Origin of the sequence: Nostoc edaphicum CCNP1411 (assembly GCF_014023275.1) — a bacterium.
Taxonomy (GTDB): Bacteria; Cyanobacteriota; Cyanobacteriia; order Cyanobacteriales; family Nostocaceae; genus Nostoc; species Nostoc edaphicum_A.
This window is the reverse complement of record NZ_CP054698.1, coordinates 3,672,688-3,698,024: the sequence shown is the minus strand read 5'-3', so window position 1 is coordinate 3,698,024 and position 25,337 is coordinate 3,672,688. Positions and strand designations below refer to the sequence as shown.

The 25,337-nt window shown below is 41.1% G+C and carries 21 protein-coding genes, 1 tRNA gene and 2 pseudogenes; 10 read left to right on the top strand and 14 right to left on the bottom strand.

Going from position 1 to position 25,337, the window contains the following annotated elements; translation table 11 throughout:
- Window positions 1–23 precede the first annotated feature (23 nt).
- Window positions 24–86, top strand: a pseudogene (locus HUN01_RS36610) (Uma2 family endonuclease); the annotation flags it as partial.
- A 51-nt stretch (window positions 87–137) separates the two neighbouring features.
- Here HUN01_RS36610 and HUN01_RS34915 read toward each other — a convergent pair.
- From HUN01_RS34915 to HUN01_RS18080, 3 genes are all read right to left on the bottom strand, one after another.
- Window positions 138–2,069, bottom strand: a complete 1,932-nt coding sequence (locus HUN01_RS34915; protein ID WP_203219542.1) for a DMT family transporter — start codon at window positions 2,067–2,069, stop codon at window positions 138–140.
- Between the two features lie 249 nt (window positions 2,070–2,318).
- Window positions 2,319–3,626, bottom strand: a complete 1,308-nt coding sequence (locus tag HUN01_RS18085; RefSeq protein WP_181932409.1) for a mannosyltransferase — start codon at window positions 3,624–3,626, stop codon at window positions 2,319–2,321.
- A gap of 282 nt (window positions 3,627–3,908) precedes the next feature.
- Window positions 3,909–5,216, bottom strand: a complete 1,308-nt coding sequence (locus HUN01_RS18080; RefSeq protein ID WP_181932408.1) for a mannosyltransferase family protein — start codon at window positions 5,214–5,216, stop codon at window positions 3,909–3,911.
- Between the two features lie 411 nt (window positions 5,217–5,627).
- Here HUN01_RS18080 and dxr point away from each other — a divergent pair, with 411 nt between their 5' ends.
- Window positions 5,628–6,824 (top strand): 1-deoxy-D-xylulose-5-phosphate reductoisomerase, encoded by a 1,197-nt coding sequence (gene dxr, locus HUN01_RS18075; protein WP_181932407.1) that lies wholly within the window; start codon window positions 5,628–5,630, stop codon window positions 6,822–6,824.
- A gap of 436 nt (window positions 6,825–7,260) precedes the next feature.
- Window positions 7,261–7,458 carry a hypothetical protein gene (locus HUN01_RS18070; protein WP_181932406.1) on the top strand — a complete coding sequence of 66 codons (198 nt, stop codon included), beginning with the start codon at window positions 7,261–7,263 and terminating at the stop codon, window positions 7,456–7,458.
- 111 nt (window positions 7,459–7,569) lie between these two features.
- Here HUN01_RS18070 and HUN01_RS18065 read toward each other — a convergent pair whose 3' ends face one another.
- Entirely contained in the window at window positions 7,570–8,070 is a 501-nt protein-coding gene (locus HUN01_RS18065; protein ID WP_181932405.1) for an acyl-CoA thioesterase, read from the bottom strand.
- Window positions 8,071–8,186: 116 nt separating this feature from the next.
- Between HUN01_RS18065 and HUN01_RS18060 the strand changes: the two genes are divergently transcribed.
- Both HUN01_RS18060 and HUN01_RS36130 read left to right on the top strand, forming a co-directional pair.
- Window positions 8,187–10,256: a CHAT domain-containing protein gene (locus HUN01_RS18060; RefSeq protein WP_181932404.1), complete on the top strand. Its 2,070-nt coding sequence runs from the start codon at window positions 8,187–8,189 to the stop codon at window positions 10,254–10,256.
- Between the two features lie 30 nt (window positions 10,257–10,286).
- Window positions 10,287–10,409: a hypothetical protein gene (locus tag HUN01_RS36130; RefSeq protein WP_257798517.1), complete on the top strand. Its 123-nt coding sequence runs from the start codon at window positions 10,287–10,289 to the stop codon at window positions 10,407–10,409.
- Between the two features lie 83 nt (window positions 10,410–10,492).
- Here HUN01_RS36130 and HUN01_RS18055 read toward each other — a convergent pair whose 3' ends face one another.
- The 3 genes from HUN01_RS18055 to HUN01_RS18045 all read right to left on the bottom strand — a co-directional run bounded on the left by HUN01_RS18055 (window position 10,493) and on the right by HUN01_RS18045 (window position 13,753).
- A complete protein-coding gene (locus tag HUN01_RS18055; RefSeq protein WP_069074034.1) occupies window positions 10,493–10,837 on the bottom strand; it encodes a DUF1815 family protein in 345 nt (114 codons plus the stop codon).
- A gap of 967 nt (window positions 10,838–11,804) precedes the next feature.
- The gene (locus HUN01_RS18050) at window positions 11,805–12,020 is read right to left on the bottom strand and encodes a DUF2839 domain-containing protein (protein ID WP_069074035.1); all 216 of its coding nucleotides are present in this window, start codon (window positions 12,018–12,020) and stop codon (window positions 11,805–11,807) included.
- 173 nt (window positions 12,021–12,193) lie between these two features.
- Window positions 12,194–13,753: a helicase C-terminal domain-containing protein gene (locus HUN01_RS18045; RefSeq protein ID WP_181932403.1), complete on the bottom strand. Its 1,560-nt coding sequence runs from the start codon at window positions 13,751–13,753 to the stop codon at window positions 12,194–12,196.
- 160 nt (window positions 13,754–13,913) lie between these two features.
- Here HUN01_RS18045 and HUN01_RS36605 point away from each other — a divergent pair.
- Window positions 13,914–15,065, top strand: a pseudogene (locus HUN01_RS36605) (M48 family metallopeptidase).
- Between the two features lie 198 nt (window positions 15,066–15,263).
- Here the strand turns inward: HUN01_RS36605 and HUN01_RS18030 are convergent.
- Entirely contained in the window at window positions 15,264–16,148 is an 885-nt protein-coding gene (locus HUN01_RS18030) for a CPBP family intramembrane glutamic endopeptidase (RefSeq protein ID WP_181932402.1), read from the bottom strand.
- A gap of 169 nt (window positions 16,149–16,317) precedes the next feature.
- The gene (locus HUN01_RS18025; protein ID WP_069074038.1) at window positions 16,318–16,755 is read right to left on the bottom strand and encodes an AbrB family transcriptional regulator; all 438 of its coding nucleotides are present in this window, start codon (window positions 16,753–16,755) and stop codon (window positions 16,318–16,320) included.
- A gap of 1,470 nt (window positions 16,756–18,225) precedes the next feature.
- Here HUN01_RS18025 and HUN01_RS18020 point away from each other — a divergent pair.
- Window positions 18,226–19,233: a succinate dehydrogenase/fumarate reductase iron-sulfur subunit gene (locus HUN01_RS18020; protein WP_181932727.1), complete on the top strand. Its 1,008-nt coding sequence runs from the start codon at window positions 18,226–18,228 to the stop codon at window positions 19,231–19,233.
- Between the two features lie 63 nt (window positions 19,234–19,296).
- Here HUN01_RS18020 and HUN01_RS18015 read toward each other — a convergent pair whose 3' ends face one another.
- From HUN01_RS18015 to psbX, 4 genes are all read right to left on the bottom strand, one after another.
- The gene (locus HUN01_RS18015) at window positions 19,297–19,821 is read right to left on the bottom strand and encodes a TolB family protein (RefSeq protein WP_181932726.1); all 525 of its coding nucleotides are present in this window, start codon (window positions 19,819–19,821) and stop codon (window positions 19,297–19,299) included.
- A 117-nt stretch (window positions 19,822–19,938) separates the two neighbouring features.
- Window positions 19,939–20,499, bottom strand: coding sequence for a TolB family protein (locus HUN01_RS18010; RefSeq protein ID WP_181932401.1), 561 nt, complete (start codon window positions 20,497–20,499; stop codon window positions 19,939–19,941).
- 47 nt (window positions 20,500–20,546) lie between these two features.
- Window positions 20,547–21,464, bottom strand: coding sequence for a Ycf66 family protein (locus HUN01_RS18005; protein WP_181932400.1), 918 nt, complete (start codon window positions 21,462–21,464; stop codon window positions 20,547–20,549).
- Window positions 21,465–21,712: 248 nt separating this feature from the next.
- Entirely contained in the window at window positions 21,713–21,832 is a 120-nt protein-coding gene (psbX, locus tag HUN01_RS18000; protein WP_012412183.1) for a photosystem II reaction center X protein, read from the bottom strand.
- Window positions 21,833–22,238: 406 nt separating this feature from the next.
- Here psbX and HUN01_RS17995 point away from each other — a divergent pair, with 406 nt between their 5' ends.
- Window positions 22,239–22,532 carry a YggT family protein gene (locus HUN01_RS17995; protein WP_181932399.1) on the top strand — a complete coding sequence of 98 codons (294 nt, stop codon included), beginning with the start codon at window positions 22,239–22,241 and terminating at the stop codon, window positions 22,530–22,532.
- Window positions 22,533–22,596: 64 nt separating this feature from the next.
- On the opposite strand, the gene accC is transcribed toward HUN01_RS17995, so the two are convergent.
- Window positions 22,597–23,940 carry an acetyl-CoA carboxylase biotin carboxylase subunit gene (gene accC, locus HUN01_RS17990; RefSeq protein ID WP_069074045.1) on the bottom strand — a complete coding sequence of 448 codons (1,344 nt, stop codon included), beginning with the start codon at window positions 23,938–23,940 and terminating at the stop codon, window positions 22,597–22,599.
- Window positions 23,941–24,329: 389 nt separating this feature from the next.
- Between accC and HUN01_RS17985 the strand changes: the two genes are divergently transcribed.
- Window positions 24,330–24,410: transfer RNA gene (locus tag HUN01_RS17985), tRNA-Leu, on the top strand.
- A 247-nt stretch (window positions 24,411–24,657) separates the two neighbouring features.
- Window positions 24,658–25,287: a chorismate lyase gene (locus HUN01_RS17980; protein ID WP_181932398.1), complete on the top strand. Its 630-nt coding sequence runs from the start codon at window positions 24,658–24,660 to the stop codon at window positions 25,285–25,287.
- Window positions 25,288–25,337: the final 50 nt, after the last annotated feature.

Here is a 25,337-nt window from a genome sequence, read left to right as displayed (position 1 = left end):
GTTACTAGAGAGAATATCACCGCATGATTGACGCTGGCATTTTGAGCGATCGCAAAGTTGAACTACTTCATAGAGAAATTGTCGAAAGTAATCATTAAGTGTAAGTTTACGGAGAATTGGTGTTACTTGTTATAGAGCTACGAGCCTTCATTCGTTATTTGAACAGTGGATTGGCTAGATTGGGCTAGATAGATACCCGCTAAAACTACAGCAAAGGTTGCCCAGTCAAACAAACCTACTTGTTCTGAAAAAATGAACCAAGCAAAAATGGAAGCTAGGACTGGTTCTAGCAGAAGTGTGACAGCTACAACGCCTGAAGAGATTCTGCTGAGGCTATAAGCCAAAAGCCCCTGACCCAACACTTGGCAAAAGAGGGCTTGGAAAATGATGAAAAACCAACCTGTCCAGGAATAGGGCAACAGTCTATCTTCCAGAAATGGGAGGACGGGTAATAGAAACATTGTTGTAACTCCACAGCGCCACAGCATGATAGTTGCAGTGCTAAATCGGGTTCGGAGTCTTTCTATCAGCAGCATACACGTAGCCATGAAAACCGCAGTTAGTAATGCTAAGGCATCACCCAGTATTTGGTCATTTGCAAATTGCACCTTATTAAGTTCAAATGCGATCGCTCCCCCCAAGGCTATGACTAGACCAATCACAAATCTGTGATCGAAGCGGCGACCGAATAACAGATATCCAGCTAAAGCAACGAATAAGGAGTTTAAATTAGACAGTAAAGCCACTTTGGCTACGCTAGTTTGACTCAGCGACCAAGCCCACAAGAGGAGGTAGGTTCCAGCAGAGGTTCCCATTGCCAACAATAGCCACACTTCTTGTCCAGTAAAAGGCTTCTGTTCTATAGATTGGCTATCGGACTGTTGGTAGCGGAAAGCCTCAAGTCCATTCCACAGCGCAAAGACAACTGTTGCAATCCAACTGCGATGAAATACTACAGCATTTGCACCAATTTCTTGTTGACACAATTTGGTTAGAGATGGCGCTAAAGATATGGGAATTAGAGCAAACAATAATGAGGCCGTTCCTAATAAAGCTGGTGTTTCGGAGAATTGTTGCTTTAGTAATGACAGTTTGAACGTCATACTTTTAACGAAAGTGTTAACTATATTGTTGACTGATTCCTGGAATGGGAAACTAATAGCAGCTTGGCTAGATACGGCTAAGTATAAACCTATTAAAACGACAGCGAAACCTATCCAATTTGAAAAAGTTAATTTTTCCGAAAATATTATAAGAGCGAAAATGCCGCTAAATACTGGCTCTAATAAATGCACTAAGGAGACAACCACAGAAGAAAACCTGGCAAGGCTATAGGTCAAAAGCCCATGACCAAAGACTTGGCAAATCAGGGCTAGGGAAATGACCCAAAGCCAACCACTGACTGTAGAAGGAAAAATCTGATCTTGAGTAAACAAAAGTATCGGGAAAATGACTAAAGCCGCGATCGCACAGATCCACAACTGGATTGTGTCAGGAGAAAATTTTGTTCGTAATTTTTCTACAATCAGCAGGTATGCACCCAAGAAAATCGCAGAAACGATTGCAGCCAATCCTCCTTGAACTTCGTCTGTGGCGATTTGCAGCTCTTCAAATTCAATAGCGATCGCTCCCCCAAGGGCGATGACCATACCAATGAGGAATTGCCTCTCAAAACCCTGACGAAATAATAGCCACGCCCCTAAGCTGGTAAATATGGGAGCCAGATTGTGCAACACACTAGAAATAGTGACGCTGGTTTGAGTCAGCGACCAACCCAAACAGACTAAAGTAGCTGCCCAAAGAATACCAGCACCTAGCAATAGCCATAGATCCTGACTGGTGTAGGGCTGCTGTTCTACAGGTTGAACTAAGGAAAATCGCTGCCGTATTGCCTTGTATCCATTCCAGAACAAGAAGACCACACTAGCAAGCCAAAAGCGATTAAATACAGTGGCATTGGGGCTGAGTTCAGTTTCGCTTAATTTCATAAAAATAGAGCCAAAAGATATAGCACCTACACCTACAAATAATGAAGCGATCGCTATCTTTGTTTGATTGGATACATTCATTAGGAAATTTAAATTCAATTTTTTACCAATAATTAAATAATTAACTAATATATAGGACTCATATTTGATTTCTGAAAAAACTCAGTACAACTAAGAAGCCTTCTTGACTGTTGCCTGTTGCCTATTCCCTATTGCCTGCCTACGCAAATTAGTTCAGAAATCAAAGCGGATTCCTATATAAGCAGTCAAATTCTCGGCGAAGCTAAAGGATTTACACTGTTATTAATTAAATTAACTGTTTTTTACCTTTTAACCCAGCCATTGATCTTTTCCATAATTAATCCATTGTTGCACAAGAGCGATCGCGGATACAATAATCATAAATGATAGGTTTTTATATTTTCTTTTTCCCGGAAAACAAGAATACAAATATCCTAAAGCTAGAAAAAAGAAAGGTACTGCAAATATATATCTGCCTAAACTCGCTAGGCGATTTTGTGTAAAAAATACAATTAAAGCATTTATTACTGAAAAATATATGCAGAACCAAAATAGATAATTATTTTGTAAGCTATTGGTGAATTTAGAGGTAATTATTTCCTTTTTTGTACCTCGCCAATAATTCAACATATACGCTAATACTAATAAGGGCGGGTATAATATTAAAATATCCCAAATAAATATTTTTGGAATAAATACCAATAATTTATGGTTTTTAGATTTACAATATATTACGATAAAAGAAATTATTAGAATCAGAATTGGTAGATATAAACCTAATAAATCAAACAAGGGAGATTTAGGTAAAAATAGTAAGTCTAAATTTAATCCTAATGTTTTACCCCATTGTTTTTGATCGTGGAATGGCGCGAAAAAATCTCCTCGTGATTGGAGACATAAAAATCCATAAATAGAATATCCAAATATCGCTGAAATGGATATTGTAATCGTTCGGAAAAGATTACTTTTACTTAGTTGTTTTGTTAAGAAACATATTGTTATTAATGAGAAGAAGCAAGCGAAAATAATCTGAACTAATACTGGACGAGTTAAAGCCATTAAAATACTAATAACCGATAACTGTATTAATTTGATTTTTTCATTTAATTTATTTTCAGGTAAAAGCAGCCATATCAAAAAAATTCCCAGTAGAGAAAACAAGCTTTCTGTATAGCCTATAACGCGAAAAATTGCCATAGGGTTAACGGTGTAAGCAAGGGTAATTGTAAATGCCAGAAGTTGATTTTTTAAAGCATTTTTAAATACCCAAAATACTAAAGGAGTAGATATGCAAAAAATTGCTGTAGCTGTAATTTTAAAATAATTTGCATATTGTTCTAGATTTTGGGGATGAAATAGGTGAGTAATTATAAAACCCCAAAGAGGATAAAAAGCAGTACAAGTATTTTGCAAAGCCATATTTGCATAAAGTCCTATATCCCAGTAGTAACTTTTATGTGGTAATTGAGGGGGAGTTATACGGGGTAACTGAGTGGGACAAAAGAACTTATAAAAAGTATCTGGGAAAATTAGCATCCCCACAATGGCGCAAAAAATAAAAGCACTATAAATAGTTATATAAGGCGTTAAATATTTGGGGAAACTTACTTTTTTCATTTGGCTATTTTATCCTTGTCTTTATTTGAATTAATATATTCTTGAATCAACTAATTAATTAAAACCTCTAAAGTAAATAGGTAAGAATAAATCAAACTAGATTATGTAATGTAAAATTAATGAAATTCATTCTTAGTAAACTGCTCCAGCACTTTTACAAGTTCTAGAGCAGCTTACTACAAACCGACTTGGAAAATTTATTGTTGGGATAAGGCAGAATGGAAGAGAGTTTTGACCCAGTTCATCTTTCTTTACGTTGTTAGATTTTATTGTGCCTACCTACTAACCAACCCAGCGCTCTTGGGCAAATCCTACAGCTATTTTGGCTAGTAGTGTCACAAAAACGCCTAGTATTAAATATCCCTGGCGAGGATGGCGAGATAGCAGCACACCAATGGCTATATTTAAAGGCACAATACCATAGGCGAGACGGCTCAAGGAAATAGTGCCTCCAGAGGCTAGCAGCAAACCAATACCACAAAAGCCATAAATAACTGTAACTGGGGTCAGTTGCGTGCGTAAGCGCCACAACACATAGCCACCACCTAAGACCATAGTTAGGTTGAGCAAGTTATTAATCCACTGTTCGCTTGCCAGAATCAACAAAAATAAGATTAAAGCATAAAAGCCATAGAATAATTTCACAGAACGAAAATGTTGACGGAAGTGCCATAAAAGATAGCCACTGGCAACAATGACCCCAAACCACAAGAGATACCAGGGGTCTTGAATCCCGCCAGAGGAGTTTTGAACCCAACCAAATTGCCAATTTTTTCTGCCAACTGCAATTTGCATGAGCATATTTAACCAACCCTGCCAATCAAACCCAAGGGAAGGTCGCCATCCCTTTTGTGCTTCGATAAAAGCTAGAGGGTTGCCAAAATAAATCGCACAATACAAACTGAATAGAAGTATGCCAATAGCGGTCGTAAAACTAGCTATATAAGCAATGGGTGGTCGGCGTTCTTTCCACGATGCGATCGCCAATGCTGGAATTAGTGCCATACCTGTAGGACGTGTTGCTGTCGCCATCGCCCCCCAAAGGGCAATCCAGCCATACTGTTTTTGATCAAATGCCCGCAAAGTCGCCGTACTCAAAAACAAATACAGCCCCTCTGTGTAAATCACCCCCGTAAACATAGACGATGGATACAAAGAAACCACAGCAGTCACCCATTGCGCTGCATTGATGTCATAATGCTCCTTAACCCAAAAGTACAAACAGTAAAGCGCTGCAAAAAATGCCAAGTTGTTGACTAACGTGCCTGCTAATTCAAAGGGTAAGCCCAACTTCATCAAAACCCAGATACTTAAGGGAAATAGGGGAAAGAAAGCAAGATTGTGTTGCTTGCCGTCATTTACAAATTCATAGCCAGAAGTAGCGATCGCTCGATAATGCATACTATCCCAGGCATCAAAAACACCCCAGCCAAAACGGGGCAAAAATTCTTCTGCTGGTAACGATAGTTTTGGCGCAACCAGCAACATAAGAGTCCAGATGAATATTCGACTGGCAAACCATATTGCTGCTGGAAATAGGAAATCATTTTTCCATAAAGCTTTTTTTATAACTATCTGAACTTTGACCATAAGGTTGAGTGCTTCAACAAACTCCTTTATATATCCTTTTACTTATGGCTGTAACACAGCGATTTATGAGTAACATATTGCATATTAAATCCTCCATCAAAATAATTAACAAACTCGACAGATTAAAAATTACTTAAAAGTGTTCCCTACTTGGTTACTTTTGCCAATTTTGTCGGAATTTATCTTTAAAAATATAGTATTTATAAATACAAATTTTGTCTAGATATATGAAAATTTGTCATTTGTCATTTGTCAAGAGTCATTAGTTAGTGATTCTCTCCCTTGTCCCCCTTGTCCCCCTCATCTCCCCACTCCCTCTCTTGGAGTCAGTGTATCGATTATAGTGATTGCTGTTATTAAAGAGTCCCCAGCAATTTATAGTGGGAGTTGTCTGTAAATCCTTAAGCAATTGTGAAAGCGATTACTCTTGTTGGTTCCACTGGTTCTATTGGTACTCAGACTTTAGATATTGTCACTCAGTACCCAGATCAGTTTCGGATTGTGGGATTGGCAGCTGGGAGCAATGTCGAAATGTTGGCTGCCCAAATTCGGCAGTTTCGACCGGAAATAGCAGCCATTTGCTCAGAAGCTAAATTACCAGCCCTCAAAGAAGCTATCATTGACCTCGATCCCCAACCGATTCTACTGGCAGGTGATGCCGGAGTGATAGAAGTTGCTCGCTACGGCGACGCCCAAACCGTGGTCACTGGGATCGTTGGTTGTGCGGGTTTGCTACCCACGATCGCAGCTATTGAAGCTGGTAAAGATATTGCCTTAGCAAATAAAGAAACCCTGATTGCTGGGGCCCCTGTGGTTCTACCCCTAGTCGAAAAACACGGTGTAAAATTACTCCCAGCCGACTCCGAACATTCCGCAATCTTTCAATGCCTCCAAGGTGTGCCAAAAGAAGGCTTGCGGAAAATCGTGCTAACTGCATCTGGTGGAGCTTTCCGAGACTGGGATGTAGAAAAGTTAGCAGATGTAACCGTTGCTGACGCCCTCAAACATCCTAATTGGTCGATGGGGCGGAAAATCACAGTAGACTCTGCTACTTTGATGAATAAAGGACTGGAAGTAATTGAGGCTCACTTCCTGTTTGGCTTGGATTATGACAATATCGAAATTGTCATTCATCCCCAGAGCATCATTCACTCGCTGATTGAACTGCAAGATACTTCAGTTTTAGCCCAACTCGGTTGGCCCGATATGCGCTTACCTTTGCTGTATGCTCTCTCTTGGCCTGATCGCATCTACACCAACTGGGAACGACTAGATTTAGTCAAAGCTGGAAATTTAACCTTCCGTGAACCAGATCACCAGAAGTATCCTTGTATGCAGTTGGCTTATGCTGTGGGTAAAGCTGGTGGTTCCATGCCAGCTGTGTTGAATGCCGCCAATGAGCAAGCTGTGGCTTTATTTTTAGATGAAAAAATCCGCTTTTTAGATATTCCCCGGTGTATCGAGTGGGTGTGCGATCGCCATCAAAATGATAATCGTGCTAATCCCACTTTAGATGACATTTTGGCAGCAGATAAATGGGCAAGACAAGAAGTTTTAATAGCGACTGAAAACTTAGAAGCTCACTCGCGCATAATCTCTGTGCGATAAAAACCTTCAGTCAGATTGGACTGAGGATTAGAAATTGATGCCTACTCCCCAATCTCTAATCCCCAGCCTCTAATCCAATTAATATGGAAGTCATTTCACCTGAAACTACAAAAAGTGAACAAATTAAAATCTATTGAAAATAAATAATGTCTTCCGGATCAACCATTAGTTTTATGTATATCTATAATTTATCTACAAACAAAAATTAGAAATCTTTACAGAAACTTTGCAAAAAAAAGCAGCCTAGCACATAAATAACTATCTCATTTTTAGGTAAAATATCCCCAGGTTAGTTATCACATAAATCCTCATTCTAGTGGATATTAAGAATTGGGTTAAGTCTCTTTTATACCAGTAATTTTCACCAAAACAAAAACTTCCCCTTGCTGAATAAAGTCACTCTCGGATAAGGGAATTTATTAAGGAATTAATATATATGATTGCTACGCTGATTGTAGCTTGGATGGTCTTCATCATATTTTGGAAGTTGCTGAAAGCAACTGTAAGCAATGCATTGACTCTTGCGGCAATCCTTATTTTATTAAATATTAGTTTTGGTATTACTCCACAAGATATTTGGCAATACATAACACAGTTTGCTCAAAATCTGTCGCAGATCCAAATTGGAAAGTAAAAACAAATACTTCACTTTTACTAATAAAAAGTGAAGTATAAAAATTGAGGAAAATTTCCACTTTGATATAACTGGCATCAAAGTTATTGTAGTATTTACAACCTTTGTTGTTCAATTACTATTTAATACTGAAATTTTAGCCAATGCATCCTTAACACTTGCTGGTAACTGACGCATAATCTTACCTCTTTCACGATCTAAAGCGACTAAAGTCACTTTGGCAGTGACGTACAATTGTTGTCCATCAGTGGAGACAATGGCATAATCCCAATTGATTCGGACACCAGTCACCTCAGCCATTCGCGTTTTTACCACTACTGCCATACCCAATTGAATTGAACGGTGATAGCGCACCGACAGTTCTACAACTGGTAAATCGCAACCGATAACGACTAAATCAGCAAATTCAATTCCTATAGATCGCAAGCATTCAATCCGTGCTTCTTCCATCCAAGCTAGATAGGAACCGTGCCAGACAATACCTGCATAGTCAGTGTGATGGGGTTGCACTCTCACAGGATATTCAAACCAATTCCCAAATTCATGATTTGATGGATTGTCAAGAGCGCTGGTTGGCGGTAGTTTTGGTTGGCTGGGTTTTTCTTCTGACATCTTTAAGTTTCTCAGTACCTATAAATTTTCCAAATTATTGAATAGCATAAAAATTAATTGCATTGCCGGACTTATTGATTTAATATTTACCTTCCGAGTATAGGGAGTGTTTTGTTATGCAGCCTAATCTCCAGTATGTGAGTGTTATTACTTTGACTCTACTTAGTTTACTAGGTTTTGGGATGGTATATCCAGACAATAACCAGGTAAGCAAAAATGCAAGGTTGAGGTACGAATCTGGAGAAAAAGCTCAAGCTTTACCCACGAGTAATCAGATATTAGAAATTGCAAGGCTCAATGAAGAAGCTATCAAAGAATCTCGTCAAGGTAAATCGCAAGAAGCATTGCAGAGATTACAGAAAGCATTAGTCATCAGCAGAGAACTTGGAGAGCGCTATTGGGAAGCAGTCACATTTAACAATATTGGCAGAATCTACCAAACTCAAAAAAAGTATCCAGAAGCACTTCAATCCTATCAGCAAGCCATATTAATTAACAAAGAACTTGGGGATCTCGTTCGACTTGGCAAAACCTACAGTAACATAGGTTACTTATTTGACATCCAAAATCAACCAGAATTAGCAATTTTTTTTTACAAGCATTGCTTGATTAATCGTGAAAAAGCTCGCTTGAATCCATCAGCACTGAGTGCGCCACAACCAGATGCTTACAGCATAACTGTTAGCCAGACATATCGCATTTTGGGCGAAAGATTGCTTAAACAGGAACGTGTTGCTGAAGCGCAAAGGACAATGGATTTACTCAAAGTTGAAGAACTAGAAGAATATCTCCAGAATGTGTCCGGGAATCAACGTACTGTTAAAGGTATTAATATAGCGACAACAGAAAAACCCATTAAACAAAAGTTGGATCAAACCGTGGATAATGCTGTTGTGCTGGGTAAGGAACTGACAACACTACGAAAAATTCCCCCCAAAGAGCGATCGCTCGAACAGAAACAACGTATCGAGCAATTAGTCTTAAATCAACAGCAACTTTTAAATGGATTTAACGAATTTATTAATAGTCCTTCAGTGAAAGCACAGGTAGAGCAAATTAGCCGTACAGCTAGACAGCAAAATTTGGATTTGGAAAATCTCAACGAACTTCGGGATAATTTGGCGCGATTACCTCAAAAATCAGCACTACTCTACCCACTGATTTTAAAAGATAGTTTGGAATTGGTATTGGTAACTCCTGAATCTCCACCAATTCATCGTACTGTTGCTGTAAAACGCGAAAACCTTCATCAAACAATTGGTTCTTTCCGTCAAGCTTTAATTAATCCCAGTCGAAATATCAAAGCACCTGCACACCAATTGTATGACTGGCTAATTAAACCGATAGAGAAAGACTTGAAGCTATCAGGTACGCAAACTCTGATTTACGCTCCAGACGATCGGTTACGCTACATTCCGTTAACTGCTTTATATGATGGTAAACAATGGCTAGTGCAGCGCTTCAATGTAAATCACATTACATCGGCTAGTCTGACTAACTTAAACACCCCAAAACAATCTACTTTGCGGGTTTTAGCAGGTGCTTTTACTAAAGGTAATTATCAAATCAAAGTTGGTAATCGACAGGTTGCTTTTGCTGGCTTACCCTTTGCAACGCGGGAGGTGGAAAGTCTAGCAGCTGCGGTTCCTGAAACTACGAAGCTTTTAGACGATGCCTTTACCCCCAGAGTCGCTGTACCCCAAATGGATGATTATACAATTGTCCATTTAGCCACTCATGCAGCCTTTGTGGTGGGGAAACCAGAAGATTCGTTTATTTTATTCGGAAATGGCGATCGCGTAAATTTTAGAAATGTCGCTACTTGGTCACTCCCCAATGTCGATTTGGTAGTGTTGAGCGCCTGTGAAACCGGATTGGGAGGCAAGTTAGGTAATGGTGAGGAAATTTTGGGCTTTGGCTATCAGATGCAACAAACCGGCGCTAGAGCCGCGATCGCCTCTTTGTGGTCTGTGGATGATGGTGGTACACAAGCACTTATGAGTGCTTTTTATGGTGTCCTCTCGACTAATAAATTTAGTAAAACTGAAGCTTTACGACAAGCTCAAGTCTCATTAATTACTGGAGACTGGAAGGCAATAAGTCACAATGCACCCGTAGCAGCGGTTAGTAACTTTAGTCATCCATACTATTGGGCACCCTTTATTTTGATTGGCAATGGACTTTAGGTGTTTATAGTTCCTCACCTGTGCCAAAGGATGACTTTCTCTTTTAACACCTTCCAGCTAAAGGCTAAAAATCCGGCTCGTGAGGTTATGGCAGATACAAAAATATGCGATGGGCCAACCATGAGCCAATCACCTAATGGTAATGAGGAATAGTAAGAGCGATCGCTAACTAAGCCACCATACCGATTACCAGTTACTAATAATCAATTTTGAATTTGCCATCAAGCCTTAGAACCTTAATACTTCTTAGCAAGAGTTTTAGAGCCTGTATCAGTTTGCATAGATTGCTTGACAAGATTAGCCAATTCATCTAACTGGCTAATTGCTTCTGCACCTTCTAGCTTCATTAATTCGCGGTCATCCCGCATTTCTGTCCAAGTAATCCCATAATCGGACACTAAAAACCGAATTAGATGGTTATCACCCAAGCTAACCATAAACGATGCACTATTCATTTGGTCGCCACAGGTGTAGCAGGACGCAGGATACCCGCGCCGCTCTAAAACAACCGCCAAGGCTTGCAGGTTCATTACCAAGTCTTGGACGAATTGTCGATGTTGATGTGCTAGTCTCAGAAACACTTTTGTCCTCCAGACACCACAGTCGTTTGAGTTTCTTTTATATTTTCTTTAGATTTTCTCATCCACTGGTATTGTAAACTATTCAATACAATTACTAGACAGATGATATTGAGTCGTTAATTGACTACCTTGTTTAGGGTAGTGTATCGGGGTTTTGAGGGCCGTATCAAACTATTCAGTTTGCAAATACAAAATCTCGGACAGAATTGCTAAATTTAATCATATCTTTATACACTTCTGTCAGGGTAGATTCTTGCAAGAAACGATCCGCTTTAAGAGTAACTTAAATCTAGCACTAGTCAACTACAGAAAAGCTACATATTTCGTCTTTATTGGCTACGTGCAGCCCAATTTACCGTTAGTAGATGCTATGGCGTAGTTTTGCATCGTTATAGTTAGTTTTGTTTAGATGTTTAATCTATTCTCTTCCTAACGTAAATTTTGGTATGGACAAATGATTCGGTATACCAAATTCGTTTCTCCTGTACGTATAGAGTTGAGCAAATGACAATGTGAATTTGAAATTAAGTACTTAAAACTAGAAAATCGTGCTTAATACTACTTGGTTACGTGTTTTATAGACAAGTGTAAGTGTAAACTCCAGGATGGATCAACTCAACACTGACAATACCTAAACTCAGCAGAGTTATGTTGCCATTTAGGCAATATTTATAACTATTTTGGGATTATCCTCAAAAAGTTGTACTAACCAAAGGATGAGAATTTGTAAAGATTTTTATCTTAATTTAGTTTTGCCAAATTTGACGCAATATATAATATATTTTGATTGATTATTCAAATTGAATAATTGTTTAATATTAAATACTAGATTAACTAATTCGTAATTCTTGGCAAACAACCATACCAAATTGTCAAATTAGCGGTTTTTACCTGTTTGGGTATAAATCTTCAACTAATTCAATTGCAAATTATTTGAAAAATCTCACCCCTTTTAGGGGTGAGAGTATTAGTAGACTACTTGCCACCAACCAAAAGCTGGGCCGATAAAACGGATAGTTGCCCATCCTACGACCATAAGACCAATGCCTATCCAGGCACCACGAGTAGTCCACGTGACAAATTGTTCGCCTTGAGTTTTTGTGATCGGAACCCAAGACAAGATGCGAGTATCTTGACCGTATGTTTCTCCCAGTGTGCTTTTACGACGCTTTGCTTCACCCATAATCAGCAACTCAAATTCTATTTAGGTTCTAAATTTATTTTGCCAGGAATCATGGCTATAGAGAGGCGATAAATTACATCACCTTCTATAAGCTGATAATAGTGCTTGCTTTTAGACGATCGCACTTTGGTTGACAAAATTTAAATTGGGCATTGGGCATTGATAACTGAACTTTAGGCGGAATTTTCCTCATCTGTATTGGAAAACAGACTGGGATCAAGATAGTTAATGCGTGCTAAAGGACTTAAGGCAGCGAGAATTTGAGCGCCGTAGCTACGGTTAACTACACGACTATCAAGCAAAGCTACGATCCCTTGACTTTCTCGGACTGGAGCGATCGCGCGTTGTAATTCATTCAAAGCAGCTGGCAACAAATATAAACGAAACCAATCTTGATGCGATCGCTTATAAAGAGCTACCCTACCAGCTACCAGGGGATTTTCCAAAGATGGTAGGGGCAAAGTAGCAATGATTAATAGATGGGGTGCTGGCAAGACTCGTTGATGTTCTCGCCAAAATTCCCAACCACTAATTAAAATACCATTCTCATCTAAACAAGTTTTTTCTACTTGCACCCGCGAACCGAACTCTGAAGCCAGAATTGTCGCAACTTGAGATTTGAGTGGTACATCTCCAACCAAAACAACTGTCAATCCTGGTGCTGTAGCACTTAGACAAACCAGTGTGCGGACTTTGTGAATAAATGCCGCTTGAAATTCTGGTGTGTTAGGTAGAGGCAATTTATAGGGTACATACAGTTGAATTGCTTCCGCTTGACTCTCCGAAGAGAACTTTAGACAAGTTAAATCATCCAAACCCAGGCGCTGTCGGAAAAGAGGAGCCTCAGTTTCCGGTTCGATGGCGCTACCAATTAAAACTACTGGTTGTCGCTGCCAAATAGGCGAGAGTATTTCCCCTAAATCCATTGGGGCGTAATGCAAAGAAAATAAACCTTGTCGATGGGCAATAGTTGCCCAGAAGAGAGGAGGGGGAGATGAGGGGGAAAGATTTTCGTTAAGGGTTTGAAATTGTTGCCAGAAATTCTTCCAAGGTTCTGGCAATGCTTCTAATGACTCTAAAGCAGAATAGAGACGACTCAAAATTTCTATTTCTGGCTGGGAAATTAGATAGCACTGATATGGATTTGCAGGATGCTGAAAAAGTTCGTGTGTCAGTTGTATGCGTGCTTCGCGAATTGCCTCAACTTCGTTTGGGCAAGCCAGCATGAGTTGATCCCAATCATCGGGTTGAATATCTTGGGTAAGTTGATGACGCACCCAATCTTCGAGATCATCTACCCCATCAATAATTGTAGGAATGCCTTGAGGAAAGCGATCGCCACCAGCAAATTGTCCTGTTAACCAAGCTTCTGGGGAGGTCAGCAGTAGCCCTTGAAACTCAGCACCAGGCCAAGCGTCACCTGTTCTAATCGATTTATTAGCTGGTAGCCACTGCTGTAGACGGGGAATTTCCACCCGCAGCAGAAGTTGCTGCACCGCTTCTTGAGCAACAATAATTACAGGGCCATGCCACATTAGGGCTGATGCTACGAAACTAGTACGATACCGCCCTTGATAGCCACAAACCGCCCCGACTTGAATTAGGGCGCTACGTCCCAGGCGCAAGGCGCGTGCTACCAACCGTGCCATCGTCAAATGATGGGGCCAGGAAGGGAACCCCGCTTGCGATCGCAAAAAGTTATGTAGTGACAAATGAACTTCTGCCTCAATCACACGCTTTTAATTCCATACAAAGTGACTTTTACTTCCAATTGCCCCATTTCTATTATCTTGTCATTTGTCCTTTGTCCTTTGTTCTTTGTCATTGATCCAAAACTAATGACCAATGACCAATGACTAATGACTAATGACCAATCACCCAATACCCTGAATTATGCCAACTTACACAGGAATTTCCAGCGAAGCCTTCAGGCATCCACTAGATCGCCAAGCCGAGCAAGCTTTACGAAATTTACCGGGATTTGATTTAATCGCTCGCAAATTTGTGGAATTTATCTACGAACGCCCTCAATTAGTCTATCTAATGGGTAACACCATCCAAGTCGGGCCGCGTCAATATTCCACTATTTACCAAATGTTTCGGGAATGCGTCCGAGATTTGGACATTTACCCAGAACCTACACTGTTTGTCTCGCAAGATCCCCAAGCAAATAGCTATGCGCTGGGGCAAGAAAATCCTTACATAGCCCTCTTCTGTCACTCTCCGAAAACATTTGCCTTTTCTAAAATCTAGAGCTTTTGTATAACAAGCGATTGCGCGATTATTTTCTAATAACAAATACAAGTCCTATTTTTTTCTAATAGTATAGCTTGTATTGATTGCCTCATGAGGCTTCTAGCGATCACTTTCCCGGAAAGTGACAGAAGAGGGATAGTCATAAATACAGGGATACTAGACTTACTAGATGAAGCCGAGATTCGGGTGGTGTTAGCCCATGAATTGGGGCATATTAAATGTGGTCATACTATTTTAATTCAAATGGCGATGTGGGCGATGAGTGCTGCTTCCGCCTTGGGAGAATTGACCTTCGGCCTCGGTAATATTGTCACACAAGGCTTAATTTATGCTTTTTTTGAGTGGCGGCGGAAAGCGGAGTTATCGTCAGATCGTGCCGCACTACTAGTTGTGGATGACTTGAATCCTGTAATGTTAACGATGATGAAACTCTCTGGCGGTAGTCACAAATATGCCAATGAGTGTAGTTTACAAGAATTTATCAAGCAGTCAGAAAATTATCAGGCACTTGATGAAGATGGACTGAATCAGATATATAAATTCTTGATCTACAATGGCGCTCAGGGTACGATGTTGAGCCATCCTTTCCCTGTTGAACGCTTGCATTATTTACGGGCGTGGGCAGTATCCGAAGAATATCAGCAAATCCGCCGAGGAAATTATCAGCGATCGCCTGCTTCAGGAGCAGTTAATGTTCCAGCAGAATCTTCCGAAAATCAAACAGAAACTTTACGCCGTCAAATTGAAGAATTACAACGAGAAATCGACAGAATCAGAAGGAATCAGTAGTTTTTAGTCCAATACAGTTCAGATAAAACCAAAACACTTGTAGAGACGGCGATTTATCGCGTCTCAAAAACCCACGATTTTGTACAAGTAGCGCTTAACCCAAGCGTATTGGTTTTTAGTCCTAAAGATAGATTTAGATCCCCGACTTCTCAAAGAAGTCGGGGATTTGGGTAGTTGACGTAAATCTTCGATGCAAAATTAAAAATACTTAGAAAATAACCAGATAATTACTCCAGTTCCCAATACACAAATAATTCCCGCCAAACCAGCTAGGGGTTTTTTATTCTTACCTGTAAACCAATCAGAGGCTTTACCTGTGTAATTAATTAATTCTGCTGTATCTAGAGTAGCGATCGCCCATACCCATCCCGCGTGCAATCCCCAAGCTAAACCCAAATTACCGCTCGCGGCAAAGCGTGCCAACACCAGCACCATTCCCATCAGCCACAATCCAGGGAGTTGCGGTGCTGTTTCGCGTTGTTCCCAAACCAGGTGTAGCAAGGCAAAAATCAAGCTAGAAATTACTGCTGCTACCCAAACTGGGTAATCCTGCGCTAATTCAGTGAACAGGAAACCGCGAAAAACTAACTCTTCTATCCCACCGACTAACAACGCTATCAAGAAAATCGGTAGCAAGATAGGTAGTAGTAACTTGAAATTCGTCTTTTCAAAATAACACCAACCTAACCAGAACTGCCCACTAAATACAATAGCTAGGCTCACCACTCCCAAACCGAAACCTATTGCTAAAGAAGTAAGAGTTGAAAGATTGCTAACAAAACCGTAATCTGAAAAAGATTTATTAGTCAGCCAAATAACTCCCCAAAGAATCAGGGGAGCTAATAGGTAAAGTGACACCAATAACGGCATCTTTTGCTCTGGCTGCAAAGGTTTAAAAGGTTGCCAATTAAGCAATATTGCTGATACTGCTGCTACTGGCAACCAGCAAACTATCCAGCAAACAAAAAATGCCATCACTATAACTAGTGCTGGTGCATTTTCCATAAATGCTAGTAAGGCGTTGACCGAAGGCTCAAAGAAAGTTATCAAAATAAACAAAAAAACACGATAGACTTCTTGCATTATAGATTTCTTGCTGATTAATCAAGACTCTACTAAACTTGGTGACTTCTGCAAGGAGTCTAATCGTATTTTTTAACTGGGACAAAATTCTCTCAACAGAGCTACCAGTTTGCTATTAGGGTAAGGAGAAGTTTTCATCACCTGAAACTTATCCCTACCATCAGCAAATTTACTCTTCGTCTTCCAAATCCTCGTCTGATTCGTCAGAGTCTATATCTTGTGAGGTCAGTTTTTTATCAGTTTCACCGAGTTGAATTAAGTGAATATGTTTGTATCCCAGTCTAATTTCAAACTCATCTCCAGGCTTTAAACCCATTGCTTTGGTATATGTAGCACCAATCACAATCTGACCATTTTGATGGACACTAACCCGATAGGTCGGTTCACGACCACGGCCATCTTTAGGTGCTTCTGGACTTAGAGGAATTCCTCTAGCAGATAGCAAAGCGTCATAAAAATCGGTGAGATTGACACGAACCTGGTTATTCTTAGTAACAGTGTAATAGCCGCACTGTTTAGCTCTTTCTCGGCGTGGTAAAGTGGAAAGTTCTTTTACTTTAGCAAGTAGTGCTTTTCCGGTTAATGGCGCGGTTGCAGTTTCAGTCATTATGCTCAAATTTTCCTTACTCTCTCCAAACTGATAAACGATGTAGTCTTATGCCAGCATTTAGCTTTTTAGCATTTGCATAGAGCTACTTAAGACCCTAGTGTAAAGGGTGAATTCCTGCCGATAGGAGCCAAAAGCACTTCTATTATGGTTGTCCACAACCAACTAGAGGCCATAGTTGCCACAGACATTTATTTTGGTGATGTTACGGCACTTTTAACCATTATTCGCCATCAGAAAGAAAACTATTTTCTCCTTTGGCGCTACTGTAGCGGTGTAACTTTCAGCCACCTTTACAAATTGGGTAGGTTCTACTGCAAATAAGTCGTAGACCTAAGAAATTGCAGGTTTTTCACTTTCAGTGCTTGTCTTTATTGCCAATGAGCAAGTAGAGTTTTCTCCACTCGTCCTCTCAAGCTTTGGACAGCATAGTATTTCAATAGAGTCCTACGGGCATAAGCCCTTTTCTCCTGCCAGTAGAGACGCGAATTTTCTTGTCTCTACATTACGAATCAACAAAGCAGTAGTAGCCGCGCTGATACGGCTATTAATTCTGGTTTTGTCACTTCGTAATTTTATATTAAATACTAGCATGGACTAATAATAGCAAAATAGTTGTTTAATTTTGAATTAAAGTTGCTGGTAAATTTTTATTTAAATTCCTGGACTTGAAAGTTGAAAAAAGCAGTGGCGATTTTACTAACCCTTTATTGCAAGCGTGAGTATTGCCATCTGGCTTTTATAAAAATTTATGTAATTGAGACGAGCAGTTTTGACCAATGAGTTAAATCCAAGATTTTCTTGATTGAGAGTCAGCCAAAAAGCAAAAAGTCTCGCGTGTCCGGGTTTCCCACTGCTCTAACTTTTCTTTGAAAGTGGTGAGGATTTGTCTTCGGATTATTATCCTAAGGTCAAAAGTGATCAGAGGATTTTGCACGTCTGTCTATGGGAATAATAAGTCTCTTAACAGATGCCTAGCGCTTGATTGTCACTACTATATGTTGAACATGGGCTTTTACACTTCTATATAATCAAAAAATTCCGTCAAGGGTTACCGAAGCTAAAATTTTCCAACCGAGACTGCTGGACTCAAGTTGACATCAAGATGTGTTGCTAACCTGACATGCATTTAATTTGGATATGATCGCTAGTTCAGAGATGAACCTAAGTCCCTCTACCTGCAAACCCTCTTTCCTTTACATTGCCAAACAGATAAATTCAATGGAAAGCTGCGATTACATTTTTGGCGTTTTATCTTAGAATTTGACAAAAATCTTGCCTACAGGGCTGCTACAACTAAAATTTTAATGGTTATCCTTAAACTAGAATCAGTGCCTCTTTAATCGTCAGCATATTAACACCAGGGTTTGAATTAAGGCAAAAAGAGTATAGCTCACTTTTCGCAATTACCTACCTTGACTGATGATTTTCGAGCCTGGTGAAGCAATTTTAAAATTTTGGTTAGTGGTAATGAAAGTTATTTTTAAGGTAATTCGACAGCAACAAAATTCCTCCCCTGTTGTGCAAACCTACCTTGTGGAGGCAGAACCAGGTAATACAATCTTGGATTGCCTCAATCATATTAAGTGGGAGCAAGATGGAACTTTAGCATTTCGCAAAAATTGCCGCAATACCATTTGTGGTAGCTGTGCGATGCGAATTAATGGGCGTTCGGCTTTAGCTTGTAAAGAAAATGTTGGCAGTGAACTTGCCAGATTACAACAAATACCATCATCCCAAAGTAAAGTAAATGCCATTGGCGAAATCACGATCGCTCCTCTCGGTAATATGCCCGTGATTAAAGATTTGGTTGTAGATATGAGCAGTTTCTGGAATAATCTAGAGGCAGTTGCTCCTTATGTGAGTACGGCAGCACGACAAGTACCAGAAAGAGAGTTTTTGCAAACACCACAAGAGCGATCGCGTCTCGATCAAACTGGTAACTGTATTATGTGCGGTGCTTGTTACTCTGAATGCAACGCTCGTGAAGTTAATCCAGACTTTGTAGGGCCTCATGCCCTTGCGAAAGCTTACCGGATGGTAGAAGATTCCCGCGATAGCGATACCGAAAATCGCTTAGAAAGCTACAACGAAGGTACTAAAGGTGTATGGGGTTGTACCCGTTGTTTATATTGCGATTCAGTTTGTCCAATGGAAGTTGCACCATTAGAACAAATCACCAAAATTAAACAAGAAATTCTTACTCAGAAAGAAGCCAGCGACAGTCGCTCAATTCGTCACCGGAAGGTATTGATAGATTTGGTTAAAGAAGGTGGTTGGATTGATGAACGTCAATTTGGTTTACAAGTCGTCGGTAATTATTTTCGAGATTTAAAAGGATTACTCAGTCTTGCACCCCTCGGTTTGCGGATGTTATGTCGAGGTAAATTCCCCCTATCATTTGAAGCTTCTGAGGGGACGCAACAAGTGCGATCGCTCATTGAATCTGTGCAACAAGAATTAGGGAATAGGGAATAGGGAGTAGGGAATAGGGAATTTTCTTTCACCACTCCCGACTCCCCATTCCCCAGTCTCCATTCTTCAACGCGGTTCTTGAGGTATATTCAACGGCCGTCCAAAACGGTCATATACTAAAACATCCCACTGCCCGTTGTTACTAGATTCAAAAGCAATCCTACTACCGTCAGCGCTAATTGTAGGGTTACGGACTTCTGCTTGCAGGTTAGAAGTCATATTTCGTGATTGGCGTGTTTCCCTGTCGTAGAGAAAAATAGCCGATCGCCCCTGACGACTAGCTGCAAACACAACATAACGACCATCTTGTGAAACACTAGGATGATTTGCGATCGCATCAAGGGAGTTTAAACCTGGCAAATCAACCAAATTACGAGTTACCGTATCAAACATATAAACATCTTGGCTACCCCGTCGGTCAGTAATAAAAACAATGTATCTCCCAGAAATCTGGGGGTTTAATTCCGACGCTAAACTATTGAGACTCCGACCCCCCGGATCAAAGGGATAACTCAAAAGACGAGGGTAGCCAAAACACCCAGTCAGTAAACTGGAGCATAAAAATATAGGTATAAAAAAAACACGTTTCATATATTGGGCATTGGGCATTGGGCATTGGGCATTGGGCATGGGGCATTGGGCATTGGGCATTGGGCATTAGTTATTCTTTCTCCCCCTGCTTCCCCTGCTTCCCCTGCTCCCTCTCTTCTACGGAGGTGAACTTACAGTTGCACCATTGGGAATATCTAACTCAATATTTGGCCCCCGATCTAGGACTTCAATATCCCACTGACCACGGATAGCGGTTTCAAAGACAACATAACGTCCATCTGGGCTAATATTTGGTTTTCTGACCCAGCCGCGATAGGTTGGTGTAACGATTTGCGACTGTTGCGTAGCGCGATCGTAAAGCGCCACCACTGCTCTACCTTGATCACTAGTAAGATAAGCAATATAACGCCCGGTGTAGCTTAAGCTAGGACTTTCGGCAATTGTCTCTGCTCGGTTGATCCCCGGTGTGCGAATAAACAATTGCCTCTCCAAATCGTACATTAGTAGCTGCTGATTACCATTCCGATTCGATACAAACGCTAAAAAGCGCCCATTTCCGCTCAAAACAGGTTGCTCCTCGGTGTAGCGACTGTTGAGGGAAGTAGGCCCTATAGGAATATCGTTAGAACCACAAGATACAAGCAAACTTGTTAAACCAAAAACTAGGCTCCAATGAATTGGTCTTTGGAGCCAAAATGTAGGCGTAAATTTTTCCACCTCAATTGTTTTCCGTCGCCTCTAAACCAACTTCCACACCAACTGTTTTAAATATCGTCATCAAAATCGTTTGAATTATCTGGCCCTTCATTTGGCTTTTCAATAGGATTGTATGGCACATAATCAGTTGGAATCGCATCATCATCTTCGCGCGGTCTTCGAGGAGTTGAGTCAGTGGTGGGACGACGCCTTCTCGGTCTAGGAGCAACATCATCTTCACGACTTTCGGGACGCTGGGGCCCGCTATTACTGCGGCGAGAAGGTTTTCTGACTTCTCCACCAGAAGTTTCCCAATCATCAACTTGCCTAGACGAAGAACCCCAATTTTCTTCTTCAGAGGTTTCAGAAGGCCGATTCACAGGACGCCCAGAAGTACGCCGCCGTGTTCTATCCGCTGGAGCCTGTCTTTCACTACTGCTGCCGTTACGGCGTTCTGAACGACGGGGGGGTTGCTCCTGGTAGTAGTCATCACGAGTTGAAATCTCATCCCTGCTACCCCGAATCCGGGCACGCACGGGGCGTTCCTCCTCGTCTTCATAAGGCAATGGATCTAAGTCTGCATCCATTTCCGCTTGATACTTTCTGCGATCGTTATAAGAATAGTTTCTGCTTACCTCCCGCTCATCATCCACAATCGGAGTGTTGCGCTTTGCTTGCTGGGTCGCTATACTCCGCAGGCGAATACTTTCAACTGCAAAAAATACAGTTGTACCAACTAAAAGCAGTTGACCAAATTGCAGAATCGGGTCTAGCCGCCATCCTTGAAAGACGAGAATAAAGCCGCAGAGCAAGCCGACTGCGGCAAAAAAAATGTCTTGATCCCGTGACAATTCTGGACGCACAGTGCGGAGAAAATACAGTGCTGCCCCAGCCACAGCCAGGAAAATTCCTAGAATACTGGCTGAGTTTGCTCCAAAATTTACCTGAGCCAGAAAACTGGCTGAGTTCAGCCCAAAATTTATCATTGCTGTTTTCCCGATATCAAATCTATGTTAGCGAGTCACAATTAAAATCACTACTCTAATTAGGAACGATATATTGAAGCTTCAAAGCTTCTGGCAAAGAAGCTCTGAAGCTATTCACCGAAAAGTAAAAACACCTATGTCTATCATCTACAATTACGGCCAGTCGCAGAAAATGCTGCTTTTGGTGCAATAAATGTAGATAGCTGACAGACAATCGATTGTGAGAGTTAAATTAACTCTCATAAGCATTATGAACGCTGAATTTTATCTTTTTGGCTAATGAAAATTAGACCAACTGTAACGGGTATCACAACAATTGCAGTACCCCATAGCAGGCTCCAAAGAAAATTTGCTAAAGAAGGCGTCATACTTCTCAACCTTTTTTTACACACTTCATCCTAATTTTAATAGTGTATTACTTTCTTGAGAAGCCTCTGGGCGTTAACTGCCAAACTTAATAACCCTTCTTGCTAGTCATTGATTTAACTGCGTGAGCGTGTTTCCTTTTGTATTCCAGAAGGAAGTGACAGCATTTGGTTAAAATAATGATGAGAGTGCTTTACAAAGCTTCAAATTTTTTAGCGATGTCTACGACGGGCTATTCGGCGTCGCAAAGGGCGATGAGCCAGTACAGTTCTCCCCCTTTGGGAGAGCTAGGTTCAAGGGGGTTTTCCCATAGAGAGACTTGGCGTTAGCGATGCAGGAGCGTCACCCGAATGGCTTGCCGTTGCCTAAATTTTTTCTTTCTTTACAGACAGATAGTACCTTAAAACGATGACTGGTGTTGACCTGACTGCTTGGATTCTTGGCCCTGTGTTAGGGGTGATGACATTTTTATTTATATTCCGGATCATTCTCACTTGGTATCCGCAAGTGGATCTGAATCGTTTGCCCTTTAATTTGATAGCTTGGCCGACTGAACCATTTTTAATCCCGTTGCGAAAGCTAGTGCAACCTATAGGCGGGGTAGACATTACACCTATTATTTTGGTTGGCATCTTCAGCCTGCTGCGAGAAATTCTGCTAGGTCAACAAGGATTGCTGACTATGCTATCTCGTGTAAATTAGGTTACAGGTTATAGGTTATAAACCCTGTTCCCTGTAACCTATACCCTGTAACCTTCCCACTCCCCTAACCGTTCATTTCCTGCACAAAATTTGTATAGACATTACCCTGCAAAAACTGTGGAGTTTCCATAATTTTTTGATGAAACCCGATGGTAGTAGGTAGTCCAGTAATGGCACATTCCCGGAGTGCGCGTTTCATCCGGTTAATCGCAGTAGGTCGGTCTGGTGCCCAAACAATTAACTTGCCGATCAAGGAATCGTAGTAGGGCGGGATTTGGTAATCTGTGTAAACGTGGGAATCAATCCGAACACCAGGCCCTCCGGGGGGGAGGTAGCCGCTGATCCTTCCGGGGGAAGGGCGAAAGTCATGATCGGGGTCTTCAGCATTGATCCGGCATTCGATCGCATGACCCCGTAAAACTACCTGCTCTTGAGTGAGCTTAAGCCTTTCCCCTTGGGCAATACGGATTTGTTCGGCAACTAAGTCTATCCCAGTAATCATCTCTGTTACAGGATGTTCTACTTGAATCCGGGTGTTCATTTCCATAAAGTAGAATTTACCCGATCTATCCAAGAGAAACTCGATAGTACCCGCCCCACTGTAGTTAATGAATTGGGCAGCTTTGACAGCAGCTTGTCCCATTTTCTCGCGTAGGTCTTGGTCGAGAGCCGGACTTGGTGCTTCTTCTAGTAGCTTTTGATTCCGGCGTTGAATAGAGCAATCGCGTTCACCCAAGTGGATAACATTACCGTAGTTATCCGCCAAAATTTGAAATTCGATGTGTCGGGGACGTTCAATAAATTTTTCGATATAAACGCCGGAATTCCCAAAAGCTGCTCCCGCTTCCCCTTGGGCTGCAAGAAAAAGTTTGACAAATTCATCTTCAGAACGAACTAGGCGCATACCCCGTCCGCCGCCACCTGCTGTGGCTTTGATCATCACTGGATAGCCAATATCTTTGGCAAATCCTAATCCTTCTTGCTCGGATTCTACCAACCCCTCACTACCTGGTACTGTCGGGACTCCAGCTTTTTGCATGGTTTCTTTTGCAGTGGATTTATCCCCCATCAGCTTTATAGCTTCTGGAGTTGGGCCGATAAAAGCAATATGATGGTCGGCACAGATTTCCGCAAACCGGGCATTTTCTGCCAAAAAGCCATAGCCTGGATGAATAGCAGTAGCATTGCGCGTCAGTGCAGCAGCAATAATATTCGGAATATTCAAATAACTTTTACTGCTAGCAGGTTCGCCAATGCAAACTGCTTCATCAGCAAGTTGGACGTGGAGAGCATTACGGTCAACAGTGGAGTGAACCGCAACTGTCGCAATTCCCATTTCTTCACAGGCGCGGAGAATGCGAAGGGCGATTTCTCCCCGATTGGCAATTAATATTTTGTCAAACTTCATTTTTTAGTTTCGATATCATTACCAGTAGATTGACATGTTCTCTGATCCAACTTGAAACAACGCTTCCGCATTATTTCAAATTATGACAGGAGATTCGCCACCCTGATTCTAAGCAAACTTGAGATTGCAGGCTTGCTGGCTCTACAGGTCTTACTACACTAACAACATTGCTGCTGTAAGTCTTGGCTAGCCTAGTAAGCTGGGCTTTTGCGTAGGCATACCCCGCTGAACACAGTAGCTCTACCCTTTTTAATATCACTTGTGCCGCTGCTAGATTTCTGTCAGCCTGATACCGCCTTGAGAAAATTTATATTTTTGAGCAAGTGAATTTAGATATCACCTTACTATAATTATTTTCTTATGCTATAGTCTATGTTTAGACAAACCATGCGGATGTGGCGGAATTGGTATACGCGCACGCTTGAGGTGCGTGTGGCTTTGCCTTGCGAGTTCGAGTCTCGCCATCCGCATTTTCGCTTGTTTAGTTATAGGGTCAATAGTCAAGGGTCAAAAAACCTTAGACTATTGACCCTTAAATCTTTTCTTAGGCAACGTTAGCTAGGTAAATCAGTTCGTAGTAAGGACTTTAGTCCTGGATTTTTAAGCACTGAGGTGCTTACTACAAACTCATCAAAATTGATGCGATAGACCACTAGCCTTGCTAAAGTACTAATTTTTTATGCTTTTATAGAGATAGGTGAAGTTTTGTAAAAAGCATTGACTATTACTTTTACGCCGACAAACAACCTAGCACTACCGCCAGCTTGGCATCGCCTCACTCCGATTTGGCAAGGAGGGGAGGAGATAATTCAACAAAGTTTACCTCACACTCAACTGGCTCCTGCTTGGCAGCTAATGCTTTTGGGTGATGGCTCCCCAACACGTCACTTAGAATTGCTCACAGGTGAGCCTGTAGAAGTAGATGTTATTGATATGTCATTAATTGGCATGGACTTGGATGCTGCTCCTGAGTTAATCCAAGCTGTCCCAGGGCCGCGATTACGGCGACAAGTATGGCTACGTACTGCTTCTGGTCAGCGATTAGCGTATGCCACCTCGTGGTGGGAAGCTAGTCATGTAGATGAGTATTTGCAAAACCGCTCATTACCAATTTGGGCTAGTTTAGCTCGTCTTCGCACAGAGTTATATCGGGATGTTCGAGGAATTTATTATGGTGACTCATCAGCGCTACAGTCAGGTTTTGATGTAACTGGGTCTTTTTGGGGTCGCCACTATTTATTTTGGCATCATGGACAGCCATTAACATTAATTTATGAAGTTTTTTCGCCTTATTTAACCAAATATTTGGGGCCTATGCAATTGAGTACTATTAATACTGAGGCATAGGTTTATTTCAACAACATATCTGATTTGTAAGATTGGTAGCCCATACAAAA